Below are 19665 nucleotides of genomic sequence, written 5' to 3'. Positions count from 1 at the left end.
GCTTAGCTAGTTTTATAAAAAGAAGATCCGTCTAGGTACTCAAACACCTCGGGAGGAAGCAGTGGTCTTACATTCTTTCCTTCAGCAATCATCCCTCGGATATGCGTTGCAGAAAGCTCAATGATAGGTGCGTCAATATGGACGATTCGTGCTGGTTCAGGGAGTTGGTATTCAGGCCTGCGACGGTCCATAAGCCGTGGATAAACCATGATGGGGTATTTTGCCAGTAGGGCCTTTGCATTTTTCCATTTATGGAGCCCCAATAGATTATCCTCACCCATAATAAGGGTAAATTCGTTGTGGGGATACTTCTCCGCCAAATGGGTAAGGGTATCGATAGTGTAACTTGGACGGGGCAGAGCAAATTCCACGTTGCTGGCTCTCATCTTGGGGTAATTTTTAATGGCACGTTGCACCATATCAAGGCGGTGGTGGTCACTTAGCAGCGATTTTTTCTCCTTGAAGGGGTTCTGCGGGCTTACAACGAACCACAGTTCTGCGAGCCCTTGTGTTTCCACAATATGGTTGGCAAGGATCAAATGCCCCATATGAATGGGATTGAATGATCCAAAAAAGAGTCCTACGTGCTTACTGCTGAGTGAATTTGACATCTTTAATACTTAAATAATACGTCACATTGCCTTTCCAGTGGTTTTCTTCAGCGGTAAAAGCCATATCAAAACTACTGTTTTTGAATTCTTCAAAGTATTTTCCCAATTTGAACCCTACGCATTCAATGTTTCGATTGGTGGCGGGGTTATGCAGATAAAATTTGATATGGTTCCCGTCCTTACCCATTTGCTTGACATATCCCGCCACCTTTTGGTTTTTCAACACTAGCACGGGTTTTTGGTTGTGCGGACCAAAGGGAGCGAGTTTGCGGTGAAAGTTAAAGAAATCTTTGTTGAGGTTTTCCATGTCCACCACCGCATCAATCGTAATGGAAGGTTCTTTTTGGTGTTCTTGGAGACTGGAAGATACAATCGATTCAAAACGCTCTTTAAATTCCTCAAAGCGTTCCCGTTCCATAGAAAGACCAGCGGCCATGGGGTGGCCACCGAATTTGGTAAAATACTCCGAGCAGAGCTCCAAGGCATGGTGCAGGTCAAAATCAGATACCGAGCGCGCAGAGGCTACAAGTTCCCCGTTGTTTCCATTGGTGAATACCAGCGTAGGTTTATAGTAGCTCTCAATGAGACGCGATGCCACTATGCCAATTACCCCCTTATTCCAGTTCGGACCGTACACCACCGTGGTGGCATTATTTAACTGGTTGGTGGTTAAGACTTGATCAAGTGCCTCAGTGGTGCTGGAAAGGTCTAGCTCCCTGCGCGAATCGTTCAGATCCACGATCTCGCTGGCAATCTGGTGCGCGTGGCGCAGGTTGTCTGATACCATCAGTTCCACGGCTGCTTTTCCATGGGAAATCCTTCCCGCAGCATTGATCTTGGGGGCAATTTCAAATACAATATTGGAGATTTCGTAGGTTGCCAGCTTCTCTTCCGGAATAAGTATCCGAAGGCCTAGGTTGCGTGTCTTGCGAAGGGTTTTCAGCCCCATTTTTGCCAGAACGCGGTTCTCACCGGTCATGGAAACAATATCGGCTGCAATCGAAATTGCAAGTAGGTCGGTGAGCTCAAAAAGTTCCGCATCCGGGATTTTATAGATAGTATTAAGACCCTGACAGAGTTTAAAACCAACGCCGCAACCCGACAGTTCCTTGAATGGATACCGACAGTCTTTTCTTTTGGGATCCAGTACGGCACTGGCCTGGGGGATCTGTTCGCCTGGTAAATGGTGGTCACAGATAATGAAATCAATGCCCAACGTTTTGGCGTAGTCAATTTTGTCGATTGCCTTGATGCCACAATCCAACGCAATAATGAGCGAAAAGTTGTGGGCATGGGCATATTCTATCCCTTCCTTGGAAATACCGTACCCTTCACTGTTTCTATCAGGAATATAAAAATCAAGATATTTTTTCTCTACAAGCTTGCTAAGGTAGAGGTACATCAGGGCTACAGCGGTGGTCCCGTCTACATCGTAGTCCCCATATACCATTATTTTTTCTCCGTTCTCCACTGCCGTGGCAATCCGCTCTACTGCTTTTTGCATGTCGGCCATAAGGAAAGGGCTGTGAATATCCTGAAGATTGGGTTTGAAAAATTCGCGCGCTTTCTGATAATTGTCAATACCTCGAAGCACCAGAATTTTGGATTCCAAGGTGCCATAACCCAGGGAGGTGCTTAAGGCATCGACCACGTCCTCATCCGGCTCTGTTTTGAAAATCCACTTTTGCTTCATAGAAAGCAAAAATAGTGAAAAATTTCTGCCCATACTTGTTGGTCCTAATGCTTAATGCCAGAGCACCACCATTGTTTTAACCAAAAAAAATGCATCTGCCTGGGGCAGATGCATTGCATTTTATCCATGGTACCGCTTAACGGTACATTTGGTCTCTTAACTCTTTCATTTTTTTATCCTCCAAATACTCATCGTAGGACATATCACGGTCAATCACTCCTCCAGGAGTAAGCTCAATGATACGGTTACACACCGTTTGTAGCAACTCATGGTCATGGGAAGAAAGTAGGACCGTACCCTTGAAATTCACCAGGGAGTTGTTAAGCGTAGTAATACTCTCAAGGTCCAGGTGGTTGGTAGGTTCATCCATTAAAAGTACATTGGCACGCTGAAGCATCATTCTACTGAACATACAGCGCATTTTCTCACCTCCGGAAAGTACTGTACAGGACTTTAGTGCTTCGTCACCAGAAAAGAGCATCTTTCCTAGGAAACCACGCATGTATTCCTCATGACGTTCCTCGTCGTTCTTGGTAAATTGTCTTAACCAATCCACTAGGTTCATGTCCTTATCTTGGAAGAAAGACGAATTGTCTACCGGCATATAGGATTGGGTAGTAGTTACACCCCAAGAATATTCACCCTGGTCTGGCGCTGCATTTCCCGAAATTATTTCAAAGAACTCGGAGATAGCAAGGGAATTTCTGGAAAGTATTGCTACTTTGTCCCCCTTTTTTAATTTGAAGTCAATTCCTTTGAACAGAAGTTCACCGTCTTTTGTCTTCTCCAGGTTTTTAACTTCCAGTATCTGGTCTCCGGCTTCACGCTCGGTTTCAAAAATGATTGCCGGATATCTTCGGGAAGAAGGTTTAATATCTTCCACATTAAGTTTATCAAGCATCTTTTTTCTTGCAGTGGCCTGTTTGGCTTTTGCTACATTGGAACTGAAGCGGGCGATAAAGTCTTGAAGTTCCTTTTTCTTTTCCTCGGCTTTCTTATTGGCCTGCGCTCTTTGGCGTGTGGCTAATTGAGAAGCCTGGTACCAGAAAGAATAGTTTCCGGTATAGAGATTTAATTTTGCATAATCCAAATCGCCGATGTGGGTACATACGGCATCTAGAAAATGTCGGTCGTGGGAAACTACGATCACCGTGTTTTCGTATTCAGCTAAAAAGTCTTCTAGCCAGGCAATCGTCTCGATGTCCAAATCGTTGGTAGGTTCGTCTAATATAAGTACATCAGGATTTCCAAAAAGCGCCTGGGCCAAAAGGACTTTTACCTTGTCCTTATTCTCAAGCTCTCCCATCATTTGGTAGTGCATCTCGTCTTTAATACCCACATTGGATAGCATCGTTCCCGCATCCGATTCGGAATTCCATCCACCCATCTCATCGTACACCACGCCAAGTTCTCCGGCTTTTATTCCGTCCTCGTCCGAGAAGTCTTCCTTGGCATATAGGGCATCCATTTGCTCTTTTATTTCGAAGAGTTTCTTGTTTCCTCGTAGTACTGTTTCCAGTACAGTGAAATTATCGTATGCGTAGTGGTCTTGTTCCAGAACGGACATTCTTTTGCCCGGTTCCAGGGATACGGAACCTGTGGTAGGGTCTTGCTTACCGGTGAGAATTTTTAAAAATGTAGATTTACCCGCACCATTAGCGCCGATAATTCCATAGCAATTACCTTTCGTGAACATGATGTTCACCTCATCGAAAAGCACGCGTTTTCCGAACTGTAAAGATAAATTTGATACTGTTAACATAGAGTTTTGTAAATTTGGTGCAAAAATACGAAAACTAATTGGGTTAGAGAAGTTCGGTTGTATCCAAGCCTTTTGTTTGGAAATAGTTAAACATCATCCTTTAGGTCTTTTTGCCGTTTTCATTAAATGTTAATATTTATTAACAGAATTATATAATACGGCATACAGCCAATACCTATACATTTGCAAGAGAACCATGAAGATTGAGAAGTCGGTTACGATACAAAATAAACGTGCTCGCTTTGAGTACGAGTTACTGGAGCAACTAGAGGCTGGAATAGTCCTGACGGGTACCGAGATTAAATCGCTTCGCTCGTCCAAAGCTTCGATAACAGAAAGTTTCTGCCAGTTTATCGACGGTGAGCTTTATATCATCAATATGATGATTGATGAATATAAACTGGGAACGTTCTATAACCATAAAACCAAGAGGGAACGCAAGCTTCTGCTGCACCGAAGGGAACTGCAGAAATGGGAGCGTAAATTAAAGGATGCGGGAAACACTATTGTTCCTTTAAAGTTGTATATTAATGAAAAAGGAAAAGCAAAGTTGCTCATTTCGCTGGCACGCGGTAAAAAACTCTTTGATAAAAGGGAATCCATAAAGGATAGAGAAAACAAACGAAACCTTGACAGAATCCTTAGAGAAAAGTGAAAATTGTCGAAAAAGCTTTGTTTATAAAGAAAAATTATATTTATTTTGCAATATCAATTATTTAATCATTTAATTCTATGAAAAATCTAAAAATTGGAATTTCAGCATTGGCACTCACTATTGCCTCTACTGTATTTGCTCAGACTGCCAATAATCCGTGGCTTATCGGAGTTGGTGCTCACGCAGAAAATCATGTGGCTGCAGGTGGAAAGGTCGGCGATGTTTTCGAACAGGCTTTCGGAGGTAGTGAATTATACAGCATTAATAATTTCACCATCACACCACCGCTTTCCAAACTAACTGTTGCAAGACATTTAGCAGGTCCACTAGTTCTTGACTGGCAGACTACTGTTGGAAATGTTGACAACAAGAGAATCGGTATGGATAAAGAATTCATGCTAATGACAGGTCTTGGTCTTCAATTGAAAGCCAACTCTCTTTGGAACACTGAATCTTGGTTCGATCCGTTCTTAAGAGTAGGTGCTAACTACCTAAGACATGACTATTCAGGAACAGGAGCTGTAAACGGAGACGGTAAAGCTGTAGGAGCAGACCACTTCGCTCTTGCTACCGGTATTGGATCTAACTTCTGGCTAACCGACAACTTCGGTCTAGGTATCCAAGGAGATTATGTGTCTACTCCAGGTGACAAGTCTTCTGTTGCTAACTTCTGGCAAGCTGGAGCTTCCCTTCTATTTAGATTTGGAAACTCTGACAGAGATAAAGACGGAATCCTTGACAAAGACGATCTTTGTCCAGACACTCCAGGTTTAGCAGAATTCCAAGGATGTCCTGATACGGATGGAGACGGAGTTCCAGATAAAGACGATCAATGTCCAGATGTGGCAGGTCCAGTTGAAAACAACGGATGCCCTTGGCCAGATACTGACGGTGACGGTGTAGTTGACAAAGACGATCAGTGTCCTACAGTTGCAGGTCCAGCAGAAAACAACGGATGTCCTTGGCCAGATACTGACGGTGACGGAATCCTTGACAAAGACGATGCATGTCCTACAGTTCCAGGTCTTGCGCAGTACAATGGATGTCCTAAGCCACAGGCTGAGTACGCTAACGAAGCTACTGTAGCACTTCAAGACATTCTGTTTGACTTCGACAAGTCTACAATCAGAAAAGAATCTAACCCTAAGTTAGATGCTGCTGCAGAAATCATCAAGTCTTCTAACGGTGGAACGTTCCTAATCACTGGTCACACAGATAAAAAAGGATCTGAAGCTTATAACTTGAGACTATCTCAAAGAAGAGCATACGCTGTAGTTCAGGCTCTAGAAGCTAGAGGAGTAAACGATACTCAACTTAAATCTAAAGGTGTTGGTGAAGCTGAAGCAACTGTTGCTGAGAATGCATCTAACGCTGAGAGAATGAAAGACAGAAAAGTAGTTGTAAGCGCGGTTGATGCTGCTGCTTGGGACGCTATCCAAAAAAGAGATTACTAGAAAATAGTAAATCCTAAATAAAGAAAACATCCGCCACTGGCGGGTGTTTTTTTTTGCTGGAATTTATTTATTTTTGCACGGATTAAAACCGCATATTATGGGACGCGCATTCGAATACAGAAAAGCCTCAAAAATGGCCCGATGGGACAAGATGGCAAAAACATTTTCCAAGATCGGAAAAGATATAGCGCTGGCAGTGAAAGCCGGTGGACCGGATCCTGACAGTAATCCTGCGCTAAGACGCTGCATACAGAACGCAAAAGGCGCCAACATGCCCAAGGATAACGTAGACCGCGCAATAAAGAAGGCTTCAGGAGCCGACGCTGAACAGTACGAGGAAACCACCTATGAAGGATACGGACAGGGCGGTGTGGCATTCTTTATAGAGTGTACCACTAATAATCCTACCCGTACGGTAGCCAATGTACGTGCGATCTTCAATAAGTTTGACGGTAACTTAGGGAAGAACGGAGAACTTGCCTTTATATTTGACCGTAAAGGGATATTTACTTTGGATCGAAGCGTGATCTCGATGGAATGGGACGATTTTGAAATGGAGATGATCGATGCCGGTGCAGAGGATATCGAAGGAGACGAAACGGAGGTACTAATCACTACCGCATTTGAAGATTTTGGCGCCCTCTCTCATAAGTTGGAAGAATTAGGCATAGAGGTGAAAAGTGCGGAACTGGAACGTATTGCCAATATCAGCAAGGAAGTGACCATGGAGCAGTTCAAGGCCAATATGAAAATGCTGGAGCGGTTTGAACAGGACGACGACGTGCAGAATGTATACCACAATATGGACATTACACAAGAACAGCTAGAGCAGATGTAAAAGCTCTTACTTACGTAAAATAAAATAAGTCGCTTTCAAGCGACTTATTTTATTTAATCTAGCAGCAAATCTAATGCTTCGGGCATTCTTTTCATTACACTGCGCGCGTAGGAGCAGTGGGGGTAGATTTTCCAATTGTTTTGTCTGGAGAATTCCATGGCATGCTCCACCAGGTATTTTCCCATGCCACGACCCTCAAATTCAGGATGGACCAAGACATAGGATATAATTAGTTTCTTGTCTTCCGGAAATACGGTATAGGTGAGCCGGCCGATTTCCTCCGTTTCGTTTCTAAGGGTGATGACTCCACCGTTGCCACTTTTATTATTTTCGTAAATCATAAGCGCTTTTTTATTAATTTGTAAAAAAGTGAGGTTTGTGAAATTATTAAAAAAAATCACTTTAAATTTAACAGGCAGAAACTACCGTTGTGCACCTGTTGCAATAAAGATGCAAACCGCGTGCCTGTAAGCTGCTTAAGTAACTAAATTTAACTTTCTATGAAAATACAACTCAACCGTGTGAACGATCAGTATCTTTTTGAATGCACCAATAGCCAGGGAAATTCCATCCTCCTGGATAATACTTCCCAACCGAATGCCAAGGGGGTATCGCCCATGGAAAGCGTACTAATGGCTGTGGCTGCCTGCAGTGGAATCGATATCATTTCCATTCTGCAGAAGCAAAGACAAAGCATCAGCTCTTTTTCTGCTCAGGTGGAAGCAGAGCGTGTTGCAGAGGAGCAGGCCAAACCGTTTCGAAGCATTGAGGTGCAGTTTTTCTTGGAGGGGCAAGTGGATCCTCAAAAAGCCTGGCGTGCGGCTGAGCTTTCCTTCGCCAAGTACTGTTCTGTTTCCAAGACCTTGGAGCCCAAGGTACATGTGGGTTTTAAAGTAGTAGTCAATGGAGCGCAGGTACTGGAGCAGTAAAGTGGTCAGATACTGCGGGGTTGAATCAGTTTAGCGATGGTGGCTGTCCATCCACTTTGGTGCGAGGCGCCCACGCCTCGGCCATTGTCTGCATGAAAATACTCATAGAACATAATATAATCCTTAAAGTGGGTGTCAAAATTAAGTAGGTCTTCGTCTCCATTGAAAGGGCGTTTCCCATCTTGGCCCGGTAGAAAAAGGGAGAGGAGTCTCTGGCTTAGATCCCGGGATACAAAATCCAGGTTTCTTATCTGTCCACTGCCCACAGGAAATTCTACCTGCATGCTTTCGTCGTAGTAAAAATGAAATCGTTGGAGGGATTCTACGATAAGAAAATTGATAGGGAACCAGATCGGACCACGCCAATTGCTGTTGCCTCCAAACATCCTACTGTCGCTTTCTGCCGGCAGGTACTGTACACGGAAACGTTCTTTATCCAGGGTGAACTCAAAAGGCTCGTCTTCGTACACTTTAGACAGGGACCGTATACCGTAGGGACTGAGGAACTCTTTTTCGTCCAGCATGCGCTCTAAGATGCGTTTGAGTCGCGTCTTACGCAGTATGCTCATCAGATGCTTACGGCCCTTTCCCTCAACCTCCCAGTGGGATACGAGGTTGGCAAGGTCCGGTTTGTGCTTTAGAATCCACTCCATGCGCTGCTTGAAGGCAGGAAGATGCTCCAGGGTTTGGTGATCGATTACTTCGACGGCAAACATAGGGATAAGTCCTACGATACTTCTTAGTTTGAGATTCACACTCCCGCCTTCTTTATTCTGTAAGACGTCGTAGAAAAATCCGTCCTTTTCGTTCCACAGACCGTCCTTATCGCCAATGGTCTCCATGGCCTGGGCAATATAGAGGTAGTGTTCGAAGAACTTAATAGCCATCTCCTCATACACGGGATTGTACCGTGCCAGTTCCATTGCGATACGCATCATATTCAGGGCAAACATAGCCATCCAACTGGTGCCGTCTGCCTGCTCCAGATACTGTCCCCCCGGAAAACGCATATTTCTGTCGAACGCGCCAATGTTATCGAGTCCCAGGAACCCCCCACCAAAAATATTATTTCCTTTGCGGTCCTTACGGTTCACCCACCAGGTGAAATTCAGCAATAGTTTCTGAAAGACACTCTCCAGGAAAGGCACATCGGCTTTGCCTGAGTTCTTCTCGTCTATTTTAAAGACGCGAAAACATGCCCAGGCATGCACTGGGGGATTTACATCACTGAAATCCCATTCGTAGGCAGGGAGCTGCCCATTGGGGTGCAGATACCATTCTCTTGTAAGCAGACGTAGCTGGTTTTTCGCAAAGCCGCCGTCAATTAATGCCAGGGGTACGCAGTGGAAGGCCAGATCCCAGGTGGCAAACCATGGATATTCCCATTTATCGGGCATGGAAATCACATCCTTATTGTGCATATGGGCCCATTCGCGGTTCCTCACGTGCCCGGAAAAATTTCGCTGCACAGGAAAGTTGGGATCGCCTTTAAGCCATTTGGAAACATTGTAGTGGTAGAACTGTTTATTCCAGAGAAGTCCTGCGAAGGCCTGACGTTGTACATTTTTTTCCTCCTGGCAGGCCATGTCCTTTTGTAGCTCGTCGTAGAAGGCGTCCGCCTCCTGCTTGCGACGCTGCATAATAGAGTCAAAATCGGCAAATGGTGCCTCCGGCGAACTATTGGAAAGCCGGAAATCAAAGGTCTTGCTCTCCCCACCCAGTAGCATTGTATCGACCACAAAGCAGGCCTTTGTTCCTTGTTTCAGTGGATTGACCGTATCCAGACCATCAACGATATGGTCGTTGATGCCGTCTTTATAGAAAGTACTTGATGTGCTGGGGGTGTCGCAGCGGTGCGGATTGGTCTCGTTATCACAGAACAGGGCACTGGTGGAAGGATCCTTTGCATAGAGCATTTTCACTCCCAGATCCTCGTGCAAGATCTCTATTTGTCCGGGAACTTGTGACTTTAGTAAAGGCCGGTAGGTGCCATAGCCCCAGCTCCAATTGTTTCTGTACCATAGAGTAGGAAGCAGAACCAGAGGCGCTGGTTCCATGCTGCGGTTCACTACCGTAAGGCGCATGAGAATGTCCTCGGGTCCTTCTTTAGCGTATTCGATAAAGACATCAAAATAGCGGTTTGCACTAAATATACCGGTATCGATCAGTTCGAATTCCCGCTGCGTCTTATCCCGCCTGGAGTTCTCCTGTAAGAGCGCCTCGTAGGGGAACTGCTCGATCGGGTACTTATAGACCATTTTCATGTACGCGTGGGAAGGGGTATTGTCCAGATAGTAGAAAATCTCCTTGATGTCTTCTCCGTGGTTTCCTTCGTAATTGCTTAGACCAAAGAAGCGCTCCTTGAGGAAGGGGTCCTTTTTGTTCCATAAAGCAAGCGAAAGACAAAGGCGCTGCTTTTTATCGCAGATTCCCGCGATACCGTCCTCACTCCACCGGTAGGTTCTAGAGAGGGCCTGCCGGTAGGTGGTATGCCCCCACGCATCCCCATGGGTACTGTAGTCTTCGCGAACGGTGCCCCATTGGCGGTTGCTCACATAGGGTCCCCACTGCTTCCATTCTTCTATTGTGCTGCGCTGTTTTTCACTCATCGTTGACCAGTATTAAGCCGTAAAATTAATTGTTTTTTTTTAGTGGGATTTCCACACGCCTGTGAACAAGATTTAATATAGTGCTTCTAGAGGGATTTTTGTAAATTTATAGTTCAAACACCTTAACATGGAACCCACTTTAATCCAAATCATTTACTATCCTACCACCAGGGGGTATAGTGGATACGCCAGAGAGCTGGATGGGCTTTCTGCCGAAGGAGCCACCTTAGAAGAGCTGGTAGCAAACATAAAGCATATGCTGGATTTGCGTGTCGAAACCCTGCGGGAAATAGGACATACCAAGGAAGCCGAGGAGCTCAAGCGCTGCCGCCTGGAATTTTTAGAGGACTAAGACTATATATTTTTTTTTACCGAAGGAACTTGCATAGTTCCAAATTTGCTGTAAATTTGCACAGCAACGATCATTTACATAATCTGAAAATGTTATCAAGAAAGGTGGAGGGACTAGACCCTGTGAAACCTTAGCAACCTCCCGCTCCGGCGGAAAGGTGCTACATTCTACTCAATCTTTGAGAGAGATAACGTCCATGTACTTTTCCTAGATCTTTCTACGGTAGCATTTTCAATTTTAACCTTTATTTTAAAATTGGAAGCTCCGCTACACATACTAACTACTACCTACCAACCCGCTACGGCCCCTGCCTTGTCAGTGGACGTGTCTTATCGTGTCTGGGGTCAGCCTCTAGGCACCGCACCTTTGGCTGTATTCTGCCATACCCTTACCTCTAACAGTCTACTTGCCGGGCCCAGGGGATGGTGGAATAAATTAGTGGGGGAAGGGTTGGCAGTGGACCTGCGCCACTGGAGTGTACTGTGTCTGGATGTTCCCGGAAACGGCGCTGTGGGTACCCCGAGCGCAGACCACCTCCCTTGGTTTAATGCCCTCGAGACAGCAGAAATTTTCGATGCGGTTCTTTTGGCGCTTCATTTAAAGCGGGTAGAGGTGCTCCTTGGCGCCAGCGTGGGCGGGGGCGTTGCCTTACATATGGCAGCTCTTTCGCCAGAGCGGTATGAGAAAGTCATCGTAGTGGCATCCGACTACCGCAGTTCCGATTGGCTAGTATCCCACTGTCAGGTGCAGGAAGCTTTACTGCAGCATCCTGTGGATCCTATCGGAAAGGCACGCGCCCACGCAATGCTCAGCTACCGTTCGATGGAGGGAATTAACAACCGGTTTAAGGACCAGTACTCCGCTACGGGTTCGCGCGCATCTTTGGAGTGGCTGGATTATCACGGGCAAAGCCTTAAGCTAAAAATGCAGCTGGATGCCTACCGACGAATGAACCATGTGCTGCGCACGATCGATGTGCCTTTTGCTGCACTTGTGCAAAGCCACGCGCAGTACTTCCATATTGCCACTGCCTCTGACGGTCTCTTTAGTTTTGAGCGGAGCCTTAATCTGCACCGTTTGCTACTGCAGAGCAAGGTACAGTCCGAATTTTTGCAGCTGGAGTCACCGCACGGCCACGACGGCTTTTTAATTGAGAACCAAAAGATGCATGAATTTTTAAAACCCCTATTTACTTATGAATAAGACCCAGGCAGTAACTCTGCATAAAGACAAAGCCATTGTGCGCTTTGAAGGTCCTGATTTTAAAGGACGGATTGGAATCGATGGAAGGATATTTAAAGCACTAACCTATGGGCGGATCAGTGTGGGAATCATATCGCAACAGGCCGTGGAGAACGGAGTGAGCGTGCTTGTCTCCCAAAAGCAAAGCGATAAGGCCGTGGAATGCCTCACCCGTGAATTTGAAAAAGAACTACTTTCCGGAGAAGTGCGAATGATCTACAGCATCAATGAGGTCAGTGTACTTGCATTCAACAGCAGAAACTTCGATGCCCTATCCACTGAGCTCACCCGCAACCGTATTTTCCCGTTACTGGTCAACCAAAGCAGCACCGACCACCGCATTAATTTGGTAGTACCCAATTCCCAGGCCCAAAAAGCATTCAATATCTTGGAGGCAGAGCTGCAAGGCACGATGCGTACACTGCACTTGGCCCTACTGGGACATGGAAATGTAGGAGGCGCGCTGATCGGGCAGCTTCTTGAAAGCAGAGACGAAATAAAAAGAAGGAAGAAGGTGGATCTAAAAATCTTTGCAGTGCTTAATTCCCGCTACATGGTACTGGATCACTCGGGGATAGGGGAGGATTGGCAGCAGGCTATAGCTGCTTCAAGCACCGTCTCCAGTGTAGAGGAGCTGATTTCCTATGCAGCGCAGCACCAGCTTGAGAATCTAGTAGCGGTGGACAATACCGGCAGTACCACGCTCGTGGAAAAATACGAGGTCCTGCTTAAGGCAGGGTTTGATTTGGTTTCCTCCAATAAGGTTTTTAACACACTGGATATCCACTCCTACCGCGCCCTGCGCACGAGCCTTTCGCGCTACCGTAAGAAATACCTCTACGAGACCAATGTGGGAGCGGGATTGCCCCTGATTGATACTATACGGCTCCTGCATCTTTCGGGAGAGGACATCACCCGCATTGAGGGGGTGTTTTCCGGTTCGCTGAGCTACGTGCTGAACCGATTTTCCTCATCCAATCTGCCCTTTTCAGAAATTCTTATGGAGGCCAGGGCAAAGGGGCTTACCGAGCCCGATCCACGGGAGGATTTAAGCGGTAGGGATGTGGCAAGAAAACTACTTATTCTATCACGCGAACTGGACCTTTCCAATGAGCTGGAAGACGTGGAGGTGGAAAGTCTTATCCCTGAGGCGCTGCGCACAGGCAGCTGGGAAGAGTTCTCTTCTCGGTTTGAAGCGCTCGACAGCCATTACCACAAACTCAAGGAGCAGCAAGCGCAGGGCCACGTGCTGCGCTACGTGGGAGAGCTTTCCGGAGACCTTCAAAAAGAAAAGGGAATTCTTAAGGTACGGCTGTTGTCGGTACCCCAGAACTCTTCCCTCGGACAGCTGGAGGGCTCGGATTCGCTCTTTCGCATCTTTACCGCAAGCTACGCAGAGCGACCCATTACCATTATGGGCGCGGGAGCCGGTGCTCAGGTAACGGCGCGCGGTGTATTCGGTGATATATTACGGATTTCAGAACAGCACACAAATTAGAACTATGAGCACTTTTAAACATCTACAGACCCTAGCGGTACGCACTCAGGCGCCACGCAGCAGCTTTATGGAGCATTCCACCGCTCTGCATCTGACCTCGAGTTTTCTCTTTGAAAATGCCGAAGATATGCGCAGCAGCTTTAACGAAGAGAAAGAGAAAACCATCTACAGTAGGTATACCAATCCCACCGTGGATGAGTTCACTTCCAAGATGGTGCTTTTGGAAGGTGCTGAAGCGGGCTATAGTTTTTCCTCTGGAATGGCTGCGATATACAATACGCTGGCGGCACTCTTAAAGTCTGGAGACCACGTGCTTTGCTGCCACAGCGTCTTTGGTGCTACCCTTTCCCTGTTAAATAAGTATTTCGTTAAATTCGGAGTGGAGTCGAGTTATTTTCGGGTGCAGCAGCAGGGGGATCTCTCCGGCTATCTGCGCCCCACTACCAAGATACTTTTTATAGAGACGCCGACCAATCCAGGGGTGGAGATACTCGATATAGCGATGATGGCACGCTTTGCTAAAAAGCACGGTCTTATTCTTATCGTAGACAACTGCTTTGCAACGCCCGTACTACAAAGACCACTGCAACTGGGTGCGGATTTGGTGGTGCATTCCGCTACCAAGCTCATCGACGGGCAGGGTAGGGTCCTGGGCGGAGTGGTGGTGGGAAAATCCGCCCTTGTGGAAGAGATCTACCAGTTCGCCCGGATCAGTGGCTCTTGCCTTTCCCCGTTTAATGCTTGGGTTCTTTCCAAGAGTCTGGAAACACTGTATGTGCGGGTGGAGAAACACTCTGAGAATGCCTTGGAAGTGGCCCGGTTCTTAGAAGAGCACAGTCAGGTGGAAATGGTGCGTTATCCGTTTCTTACGTCCCACCCACAGTATTCTATGGCCCGGGAGCAGATGGTCCTGGGAGGAAGTATCGTGGCGTTCTCTTTGAATGCCGGCACACATAGTGCGCAGGGACTCATCGATGCGCTGGAGATGCTTAGTATATCGGCCAATTTGGGAGATACCCGCTCGATAATCACCCACCCCGCCTCCAGCACGCACAGTAAGCTAACGCCTTCGCAGCGGGCGGATGCGGGCATTAAAGAAAATATGCTCCGGCTGTCCGTAGGACTGGAGCATCCGGAGGATATTATCGAGGACTTACGAAAAGCAATGGAAAAAATCACAAAATGACACAACCTACTTACCCTATAGAAGAGCTTCTTTCAAAGCGAATCCTAATTTTGGACGGTGCCATGGGAACCATGATTCAAAAATTGAACCTGGAGGAGCACCATTTTCGGGGCGAGCGCTTTAAAAACCATCCCAAGCCACTTAAAGGAAACAACGACCTACTCACCCTTACGAAACCGGAGAAGATTTCGCAGATCCATAGGCAGTATCTCGACAGCGGAGCGGATCTCATTGAGACCAATACCTTTTCCTCCAATGCCATAGCCATGGAAGACTACGGGCTAGAGGATCTGTGCTACGAATTAAACGTGGCGGCCGCGCGCCTGGCAAAGCGTCTTTGTCAGGAGTATACGCAAAATAATCCTCTCAAGCCCCGCTTTGCAGTGGGTTCCATAGGTCCCACTTCCAAAACAGCCTCTCTTTCGCCTGATGTAAGTGATCCTGCTTTTCGCGCCGTGGATTTTGAGACGCTGCGAGAAGCCTACGCTACGCAATGCGAGGGTCTGATCGACGGCGGAGTCGATGTGCTTCTAGTGGAAACGATATTTGATACCCTTAATGCCAAGGCAGCACTCTTTGCTATTAGTCAGGTCCTAGAGCGAAAAAATCGGGATCTTCCTGTAATGGTGTCCGGTACGATCACCGATGCCTCGGGCCGTACCCTAAGTGGGCAGACACTGGAAGCCTTCTTGATTTCGATTTCCCATGTGCGGCTTCTCTCTGTGGGACTCAACTGCGCGTTGGGGGCTGGGCAGCTTTTCCCGTATATGTACGAGCTCTCGCGAAAGACATCCCTTTGTACCAGCGTGTATCCCAATGCGGGCCTGCCCAATGCTTTCGGAGGCTACGACCAAGGACCTCAAGCCATGGCTATGGAAATGGTGCCCTATCTGGAGAAGGAGCTGGTGAACATAGTAGGTGGATGCTGCGGGACTACTCCCGAGCATATCGAGGCGCTCAGTGCACTGTGCAATAGATACAAACCTCGTAAAGCTCTGCCTGTAACGTTGTAAGACACTAAAAAAGCAAATAGGTAATTTTAAAGGACCAAAGGAAAAAATTCAGTTATGGAAAAACCGATGTACTTTAAAGATCCGCAGGATGCAACACTATTTAATGAACTAAGGAACAGAGTGAAAGATAGAGTGAGTACGGTAAAAACAGACAAGGAACTGCCTATTAAGATCAAGGCCGTGGCGTTGCCACTGCTGTATTTTTCACTCTATGGCCTTGCCTTGACTCAAGCGTCCCATTCGGGCCTTTACCTGGGACTCTTTGCACTGATGGGTATCACTCTGGTGCTTATTTATCTGAATTTAATTCATGAAGCGGCCCACAACAATATATTCAGGAGTAAGGCCCTGAACCGCGCCGTACTCTACCTCTTCGATGCGGTGGGAGCCAACAGCTACATTTGGAAAAAAAGGCATTTGGTGAGCCACCATGCCTATCCCAATGTGGAGGGATGGGATACCGATGTGGAGCAAAGTGGAGTAATTAAAATATTTCCTCATGGAAAGGCCCGAGGTCTTGAGCGCTACCAGCACCGGATCTTTTTTCTTATCTATCCGCTTTATCTCTTCAATTGGATGTTCGTGCGCGATTTCAGGGACTTCTTTGACAAACGGAGGGTGATTTCCAAGACGCAGACCTATATTCCTACTATAGAAAAGGTGAAACTGATAGTATTTAAACTTGCGTATTTTTTTTACCAAATCTTCCTTCCTGTTTTGTTCTTTGAGGTTGAATGGAGCTTGGCGCTTAGCGGATGGCTGCTGCAAATTCTGGTGGGCAGCTGTTTTGCTCTCTTTGTGCTGCTTCCCCTGCATCCCCTGCCTGAGAATGAGTTTCCTGTGGCTGATTCGAATTTGCAGCTACCCTATAGTTGGGTACGGCACCAGCTGGAAGTAACTAACGACTTAAAGCAAAACAATTGGTTTGTTCGCCATATACTGGGGAATTTCAATTTTCATGTGGCGCACCATCTCTTTCCCAATTACTCCTACAGTTATTATAATGAAATTACGGAAGAAATCGCCCAGTTTGCCCGGGAGAAACAACTTCCCTACAAGCGCTTCGGTCTTTTCGAGGCACTTGGAAAACACTACCAACTTTTAAAATCCAACGCCACCTCTATAGGGGAGGTAATGGAGGAAACTATGTAACACTATGACCGCACTGAAACTATCGGGCCTGGAGCCTCTTATTATTACCAAAGACAGCAATTTTATAAATATTGGCGAGCGCACCAACGTTACCGGATCCCGCCAGTTCCTTCGTCTTATTGAGGCGGGGGACTTTCATTCAGCCTTGGAGGTGGCCCGTCACCAAGTGGAGGGAGGCGCCCAGATTCTGGATGTAAATTTCGACGAGGCGCTGATCGATGGAAAAAGTTCCATGGTGCGGTTTTTAAATCTATTGGCCAGCGAACCCGACATAGCGCGGGTTCCCGTGATGATAGATAGTTCCAGGTGGGAAATCATTGAAGCCGGTCTTCAGGTGCTTCAAGGTAAGGGCATAGTGAATTCCATAAGCCTAAAGGAAGGGGAAGAGGTTTTTCTCCAGCAGGCAAGAGCCATCAGACGCTACGGTGCTGCTATGGTGGTGATGGCCTTTGATGAGAAAGGCCAGGCTGATTCGTTCCAGCGGCGCATCGAGATTGCCCAGCGCTGCTACACGCTCTTAAAAAAGCAGAATATTCCTAGTGAAGACATCCTCTTTGATCTCAATATTTTTCCCGTGGGTACGGGCCTAGCAGAGCACGCAGATAATGCGGTTGCTTTTTTTCAGGCCCTACGGTGGGTAAGGGAGAATCTTCCTGGGGTATCGCTCATTGGAGGGGTCTCCAACGTGTCGTTTGCCTTTCGGGGGAACGATAGGGTACGTGAGGCCATGCATTCGGTTTTTCTCTACCATGCTATAAAAAGCGGCATGGGCCTGGGAATAGTCAACCCGCACCAGATAGGTATTTACGATACGCTGGAGCCTGAGCTTCGCAAACTGGTGGAAGATGTGGTGCTCAACTCCGACCCACTGGCCACCGAACGGCTCCTGGAGTACGCTTCCTCGCACCGTGGGAGCCAAAAGAAACATTCCGAGCAGCAAGACTGGAGAGCACTGGATTTGCAAGAGCGCCTGAATTATGCCTTGGTAAAAGGACAGGAGAAATACATTGAACAGGACGTTGCGGAGTGTCTAAAGCAGGGTCAGAATCCATTAGATATCATTGAGACTTCCCTGATGGAGGGCATGGGTATTGTCGGAGATCTATTTGCTCAGGGTAAGATGTTTCTTCCCCAGGTGGTTAAATCCGCACGGGTCATGAAAAGGGCCGTAGCCTACCTGCAACCCATGCTGCTGGCGCAAAAGAGTGCAGAGGCTGAGAAAAAAGGCAAGATACTACTGGCCACGGTTAAGGGAGATGTACACGATATAGGGAAGAATATTGTGGGGGTGGTTTTAGGGTGCAACAACTACGACGTGGTGGATTTGGGGGTGATGGTACCGCTCCACGAAATTATTCAGCAGGCAAAAAGCCTGCAGGTCGATGCGGTGGGGCTGAGCGGTCTGATTACACCAAGTCTCGAGGAAATGAAAGAGATTGCTCGCGAGATGCAGCGTCAGAATTTGAACATACCCCTACTCATTGGAGGGGCCACTACCTCGCGGATACACACTGCCGTAAAACTTGCCCCTGAGTATCCGTTTCAGGTAGTGCATGTCAACGATGCTTCCAGAGCGGTATCGGTAGTCAGTAGCCTTATAGGTGAAGATTCCAAGCGGTACCGGGAAACGGTATTTGAGGAGTACACCCTCGCGCGGGAATCTTTTCTGGCGCGTCAGGTAGAGAAAAAATACGTCTCCATCGCCCAGGCCCGCGCCGCAAAGCCTATGCTGGAATTTACTGAAAATAATGTGCAGAGACCTACTATGCTAGGCACACGGACCTTGGAACTTTCCTCTCTCTGCGTGCTCGAACCCTATATAGACTGGACGCCTTTCTTTAGGGCGTGGGACCTGCACGGAAAATTCCCCCAAATCCTTAGCGACGAAGTGGTGGGCGAGCAGGCCCGCTCCCTAATGCACGATGCAAGGCGCATGCTTGAGGAAATTACCTCTCAAAAACTCCTTCAGGCCAAAGCGGTCTTTGGTATTTACCCCGCGTTTAGTAACCCTACGGACGATATTGTGGTACTGGATGCTCTTGGCAAACCACAGACTGTTTTCCATACGCTGCGCCAGCAAAGCCAGCGCGCGGAGGGCAAATCCTATCTGGCGCTAAGTGATTTTATTGCTCCCCAACAGACGGGCGTAGAGGACTATATAGGTTGTTTTGCCCTAAGCGCCGGGTTTGGTGCCCAGCAGCTAAGTGAAATGTACCAAAGTGCAGGCGATGACTACAATGCCATCATGGTCAAGGCCCTTGCCGACCGTCTGGCGGAGGCCTTTGCGGAGTATCTACACGAAAAAATCCGTAAGGACTACTGGGGATACGCTAAGGAGGAATCCCTTTCCGCAGAGCATTTGATTGAGGAGAAGTACCGGGGTATTCGCCCCGCTCCAGGCTATCCCGCCTGTCCGGACCACCGTGAAAAAGAGACTCTTTGGAACTTGATGGAAGTAGAACAAACTATTGGGCTTTGTCTTACGGACTCCCTTGCCATGTTTCCTACTGCGGCCGTATCGGGATACTACTTCGCCCATCCCCAGGCGCGTTATTTCGGTGTAGGACGCATCGGAAAAGATCAGGTGGAAGATTATGCCCTGCGCGCGGGAATTACCACCGAAGAGGCAGAACGTTATTTAAGTGCCAATTTAGCCTACTAACCATTCCTA

General features: G+C 47.3%; 16 protein-coding genes and 1 riboswitch. Of the genes, 11 read left to right on the top strand and 5 right to left on the bottom strand.

Translation table 11 applies throughout. From position 1 onward, the window contains the following. Window positions 1–2 precede the first annotated feature (2 nt). The 3 genes from nadD to IC612_RS02980 form a co-directional block, all read right to left on the bottom strand. Window positions 3–611: a nicotinate (nicotinamide) nucleotide adenylyltransferase gene (nadD, locus tag IC612_RS02990; protein ID WP_194738696.1), complete on the bottom strand. Its 609-nt coding sequence runs from the start codon at window positions 609–611 to the stop codon at window positions 3–5. Continuing rightward, the gene (gene recJ / locus IC612_RS02985) at window positions 589–2304 is read right to left on the bottom strand and encodes a single-stranded-DNA-specific exonuclease RecJ (RefSeq protein WP_194738695.1); all 1716 of its coding nucleotides are present in this window, start codon (window positions 2302–2304) and stop codon (window positions 589–591) included. The genes nadD and recJ overlap by 23 nt, the downstream gene beginning before the upstream one ends. Before the next feature lie 136 nt (window positions 2305–2440). Next, window positions 2441–4066, bottom strand: coding sequence for an ABC-F family ATP-binding cassette domain-containing protein (locus tag IC612_RS02980; RefSeq protein ID WP_194738694.1), 1626 nt, complete (start codon window positions 4064–4066; stop codon window positions 2441–2443). Window positions 4067–4262: 196 nt separating this feature from the next. On the opposite strand from IC612_RS02980, the gene smpB reads away from it, so the two are divergent. The 3 genes from smpB to IC612_RS02965 all read left to right on the top strand — a co-directional run bounded on the left by smpB (window position 4263) and on the right by IC612_RS02965 (window position 7013). Next, window positions 4263–4721: an SsrA-binding protein SmpB gene (smpB, locus tag IC612_RS02975; protein WP_194738693.1), complete on the top strand. Its 459-nt coding sequence runs from the start codon at window positions 4263–4265 to the stop codon at window positions 4719–4721. Between the two features lie 77 nt (window positions 4722–4798). Then, window positions 4799–6175, top strand: coding sequence for an OmpA family protein (locus IC612_RS02970; protein WP_194738692.1), 1377 nt, complete (start codon window positions 4799–4801; stop codon window positions 6173–6175). A gap of 97 nt (window positions 6176–6272) precedes the next feature. Next, window positions 6273–7013: a YebC/PmpR family DNA-binding transcriptional regulator gene (locus IC612_RS02965; RefSeq protein ID WP_194738691.1), complete on the top strand. Its 741-nt coding sequence runs from the start codon at window positions 6273–6275 to the stop codon at window positions 7011–7013. Between the two features lie 53 nt (window positions 7014–7066). Here the strand turns inward: IC612_RS02965 and IC612_RS02960 are convergent, their stop codons facing one another. Then, the gene (locus IC612_RS02960) at window positions 7067–7354 is read right to left on the bottom strand and encodes a GNAT family N-acetyltransferase (protein ID WP_194738690.1); all 288 of its coding nucleotides are present in this window, start codon (window positions 7352–7354) and stop codon (window positions 7067–7069) included. Window positions 7355–7513: 159 nt separating this feature from the next. Between IC612_RS02960 and IC612_RS02955 the strand changes: the two genes are divergently transcribed. Next, on the top strand, window positions 7514–7942 hold the full coding sequence (locus IC612_RS02955) for an OsmC family protein (RefSeq protein WP_194738689.1): 429 nt from the start codon (window positions 7514–7516) through the stop codon (window positions 7940–7942). Window positions 7943–7947: 5 nt separating this feature from the next. On the opposite strand, the gene IC612_RS02950 is transcribed toward IC612_RS02955, so the two are convergent. After that, window positions 7948–10551, bottom strand: a complete 2604-nt coding sequence (locus tag IC612_RS02950) for an MGH1-like glycoside hydrolase domain-containing protein (RefSeq protein ID WP_194738688.1) — start codon at window positions 10549–10551, stop codon at window positions 7948–7950. A gap of 127 nt (window positions 10552–10678) precedes the next feature. Here IC612_RS02950 and IC612_RS02945 point away from each other — a divergent pair, with 127 nt between their 5' ends. From IC612_RS02945 to metH, 7 genes are all read left to right on the top strand, one after another. Beyond that, window positions 10679–10903 carry a type II toxin-antitoxin system HicB family antitoxin gene (locus tag IC612_RS02945; RefSeq protein ID WP_194738687.1) on the top strand — a complete coding sequence of 75 codons (225 nt, stop codon included), beginning with the start codon at window positions 10679–10681 and terminating at the stop codon, window positions 10901–10903. Window positions 10904–10992: 89 nt separating this feature from the next. Further along, window positions 10993–11097, top strand: a riboswitch (SAM riboswitch). Window positions 11098–11158: 61 nt separating this feature from the next. Beyond that, entirely contained in the window at window positions 11159–12106 is a 948-nt protein-coding gene (locus IC612_RS02940) for an alpha/beta fold hydrolase (RefSeq protein WP_194738686.1), read from the top strand. Continuing rightward, a complete protein-coding gene (locus IC612_RS02935) occupies window positions 12099–13643 on the top strand; it encodes an ACT domain-containing protein (protein WP_194738685.1) in 1545 nt (514 codons plus the stop codon). The genes IC612_RS02940 and IC612_RS02935 overlap by 8 nt, the downstream gene beginning before the upstream one ends. A 4-nt stretch (window positions 13644–13647) precedes the next feature. Further along, complete coding sequence (locus tag IC612_RS02930; protein ID WP_194738684.1) at window positions 13648–14829, top strand: trans-sulfuration enzyme family protein; 1182 nt, start codon at window positions 13648–13650, stop codon at window positions 14827–14829. Further along, window positions 14826–15842, top strand: coding sequence for a homocysteine S-methyltransferase family protein (locus IC612_RS02925; protein WP_194738683.1), 1017 nt, complete (start codon window positions 14826–14828; stop codon window positions 15840–15842). Before IC612_RS02930 ends, IC612_RS02925 begins: the two co-directional genes overlap by 4 nt. A gap of 54 nt (window positions 15843–15896) precedes the next feature. Then, window positions 15897–16994 (top strand): fatty acid desaturase family protein, encoded by a 1098-nt coding sequence (locus tag IC612_RS02920; protein ID WP_194738682.1) that lies wholly within the window; start codon window positions 15897–15899, stop codon window positions 16992–16994. Window positions 16995–16998: 4 nt separating this feature from the next. Then, window positions 16999–19656 (top strand): methionine synthase, encoded by a 2658-nt coding sequence (gene metH / locus IC612_RS02915; RefSeq protein WP_194738681.1) that lies wholly within the window; start codon window positions 16999–17001, stop codon window positions 19654–19656. Window positions 19657–19665: the final 9 nt, after the last annotated feature.

Origin of the sequence: Planobacterium oryzisoli (assembly GCF_015354315.1) — a bacterium.
In the GTDB taxonomy this organism is placed as follows: domain Bacteria; phylum Bacteroidota; class Bacteroidia; order Flavobacteriales; family Weeksellaceae; genus Planobacterium_A; species Planobacterium_A oryzisoli.
Note: the sequence above shows the minus strand (reverse complement) of the source record. Positions and strands in the feature narration are given on the sequence as shown.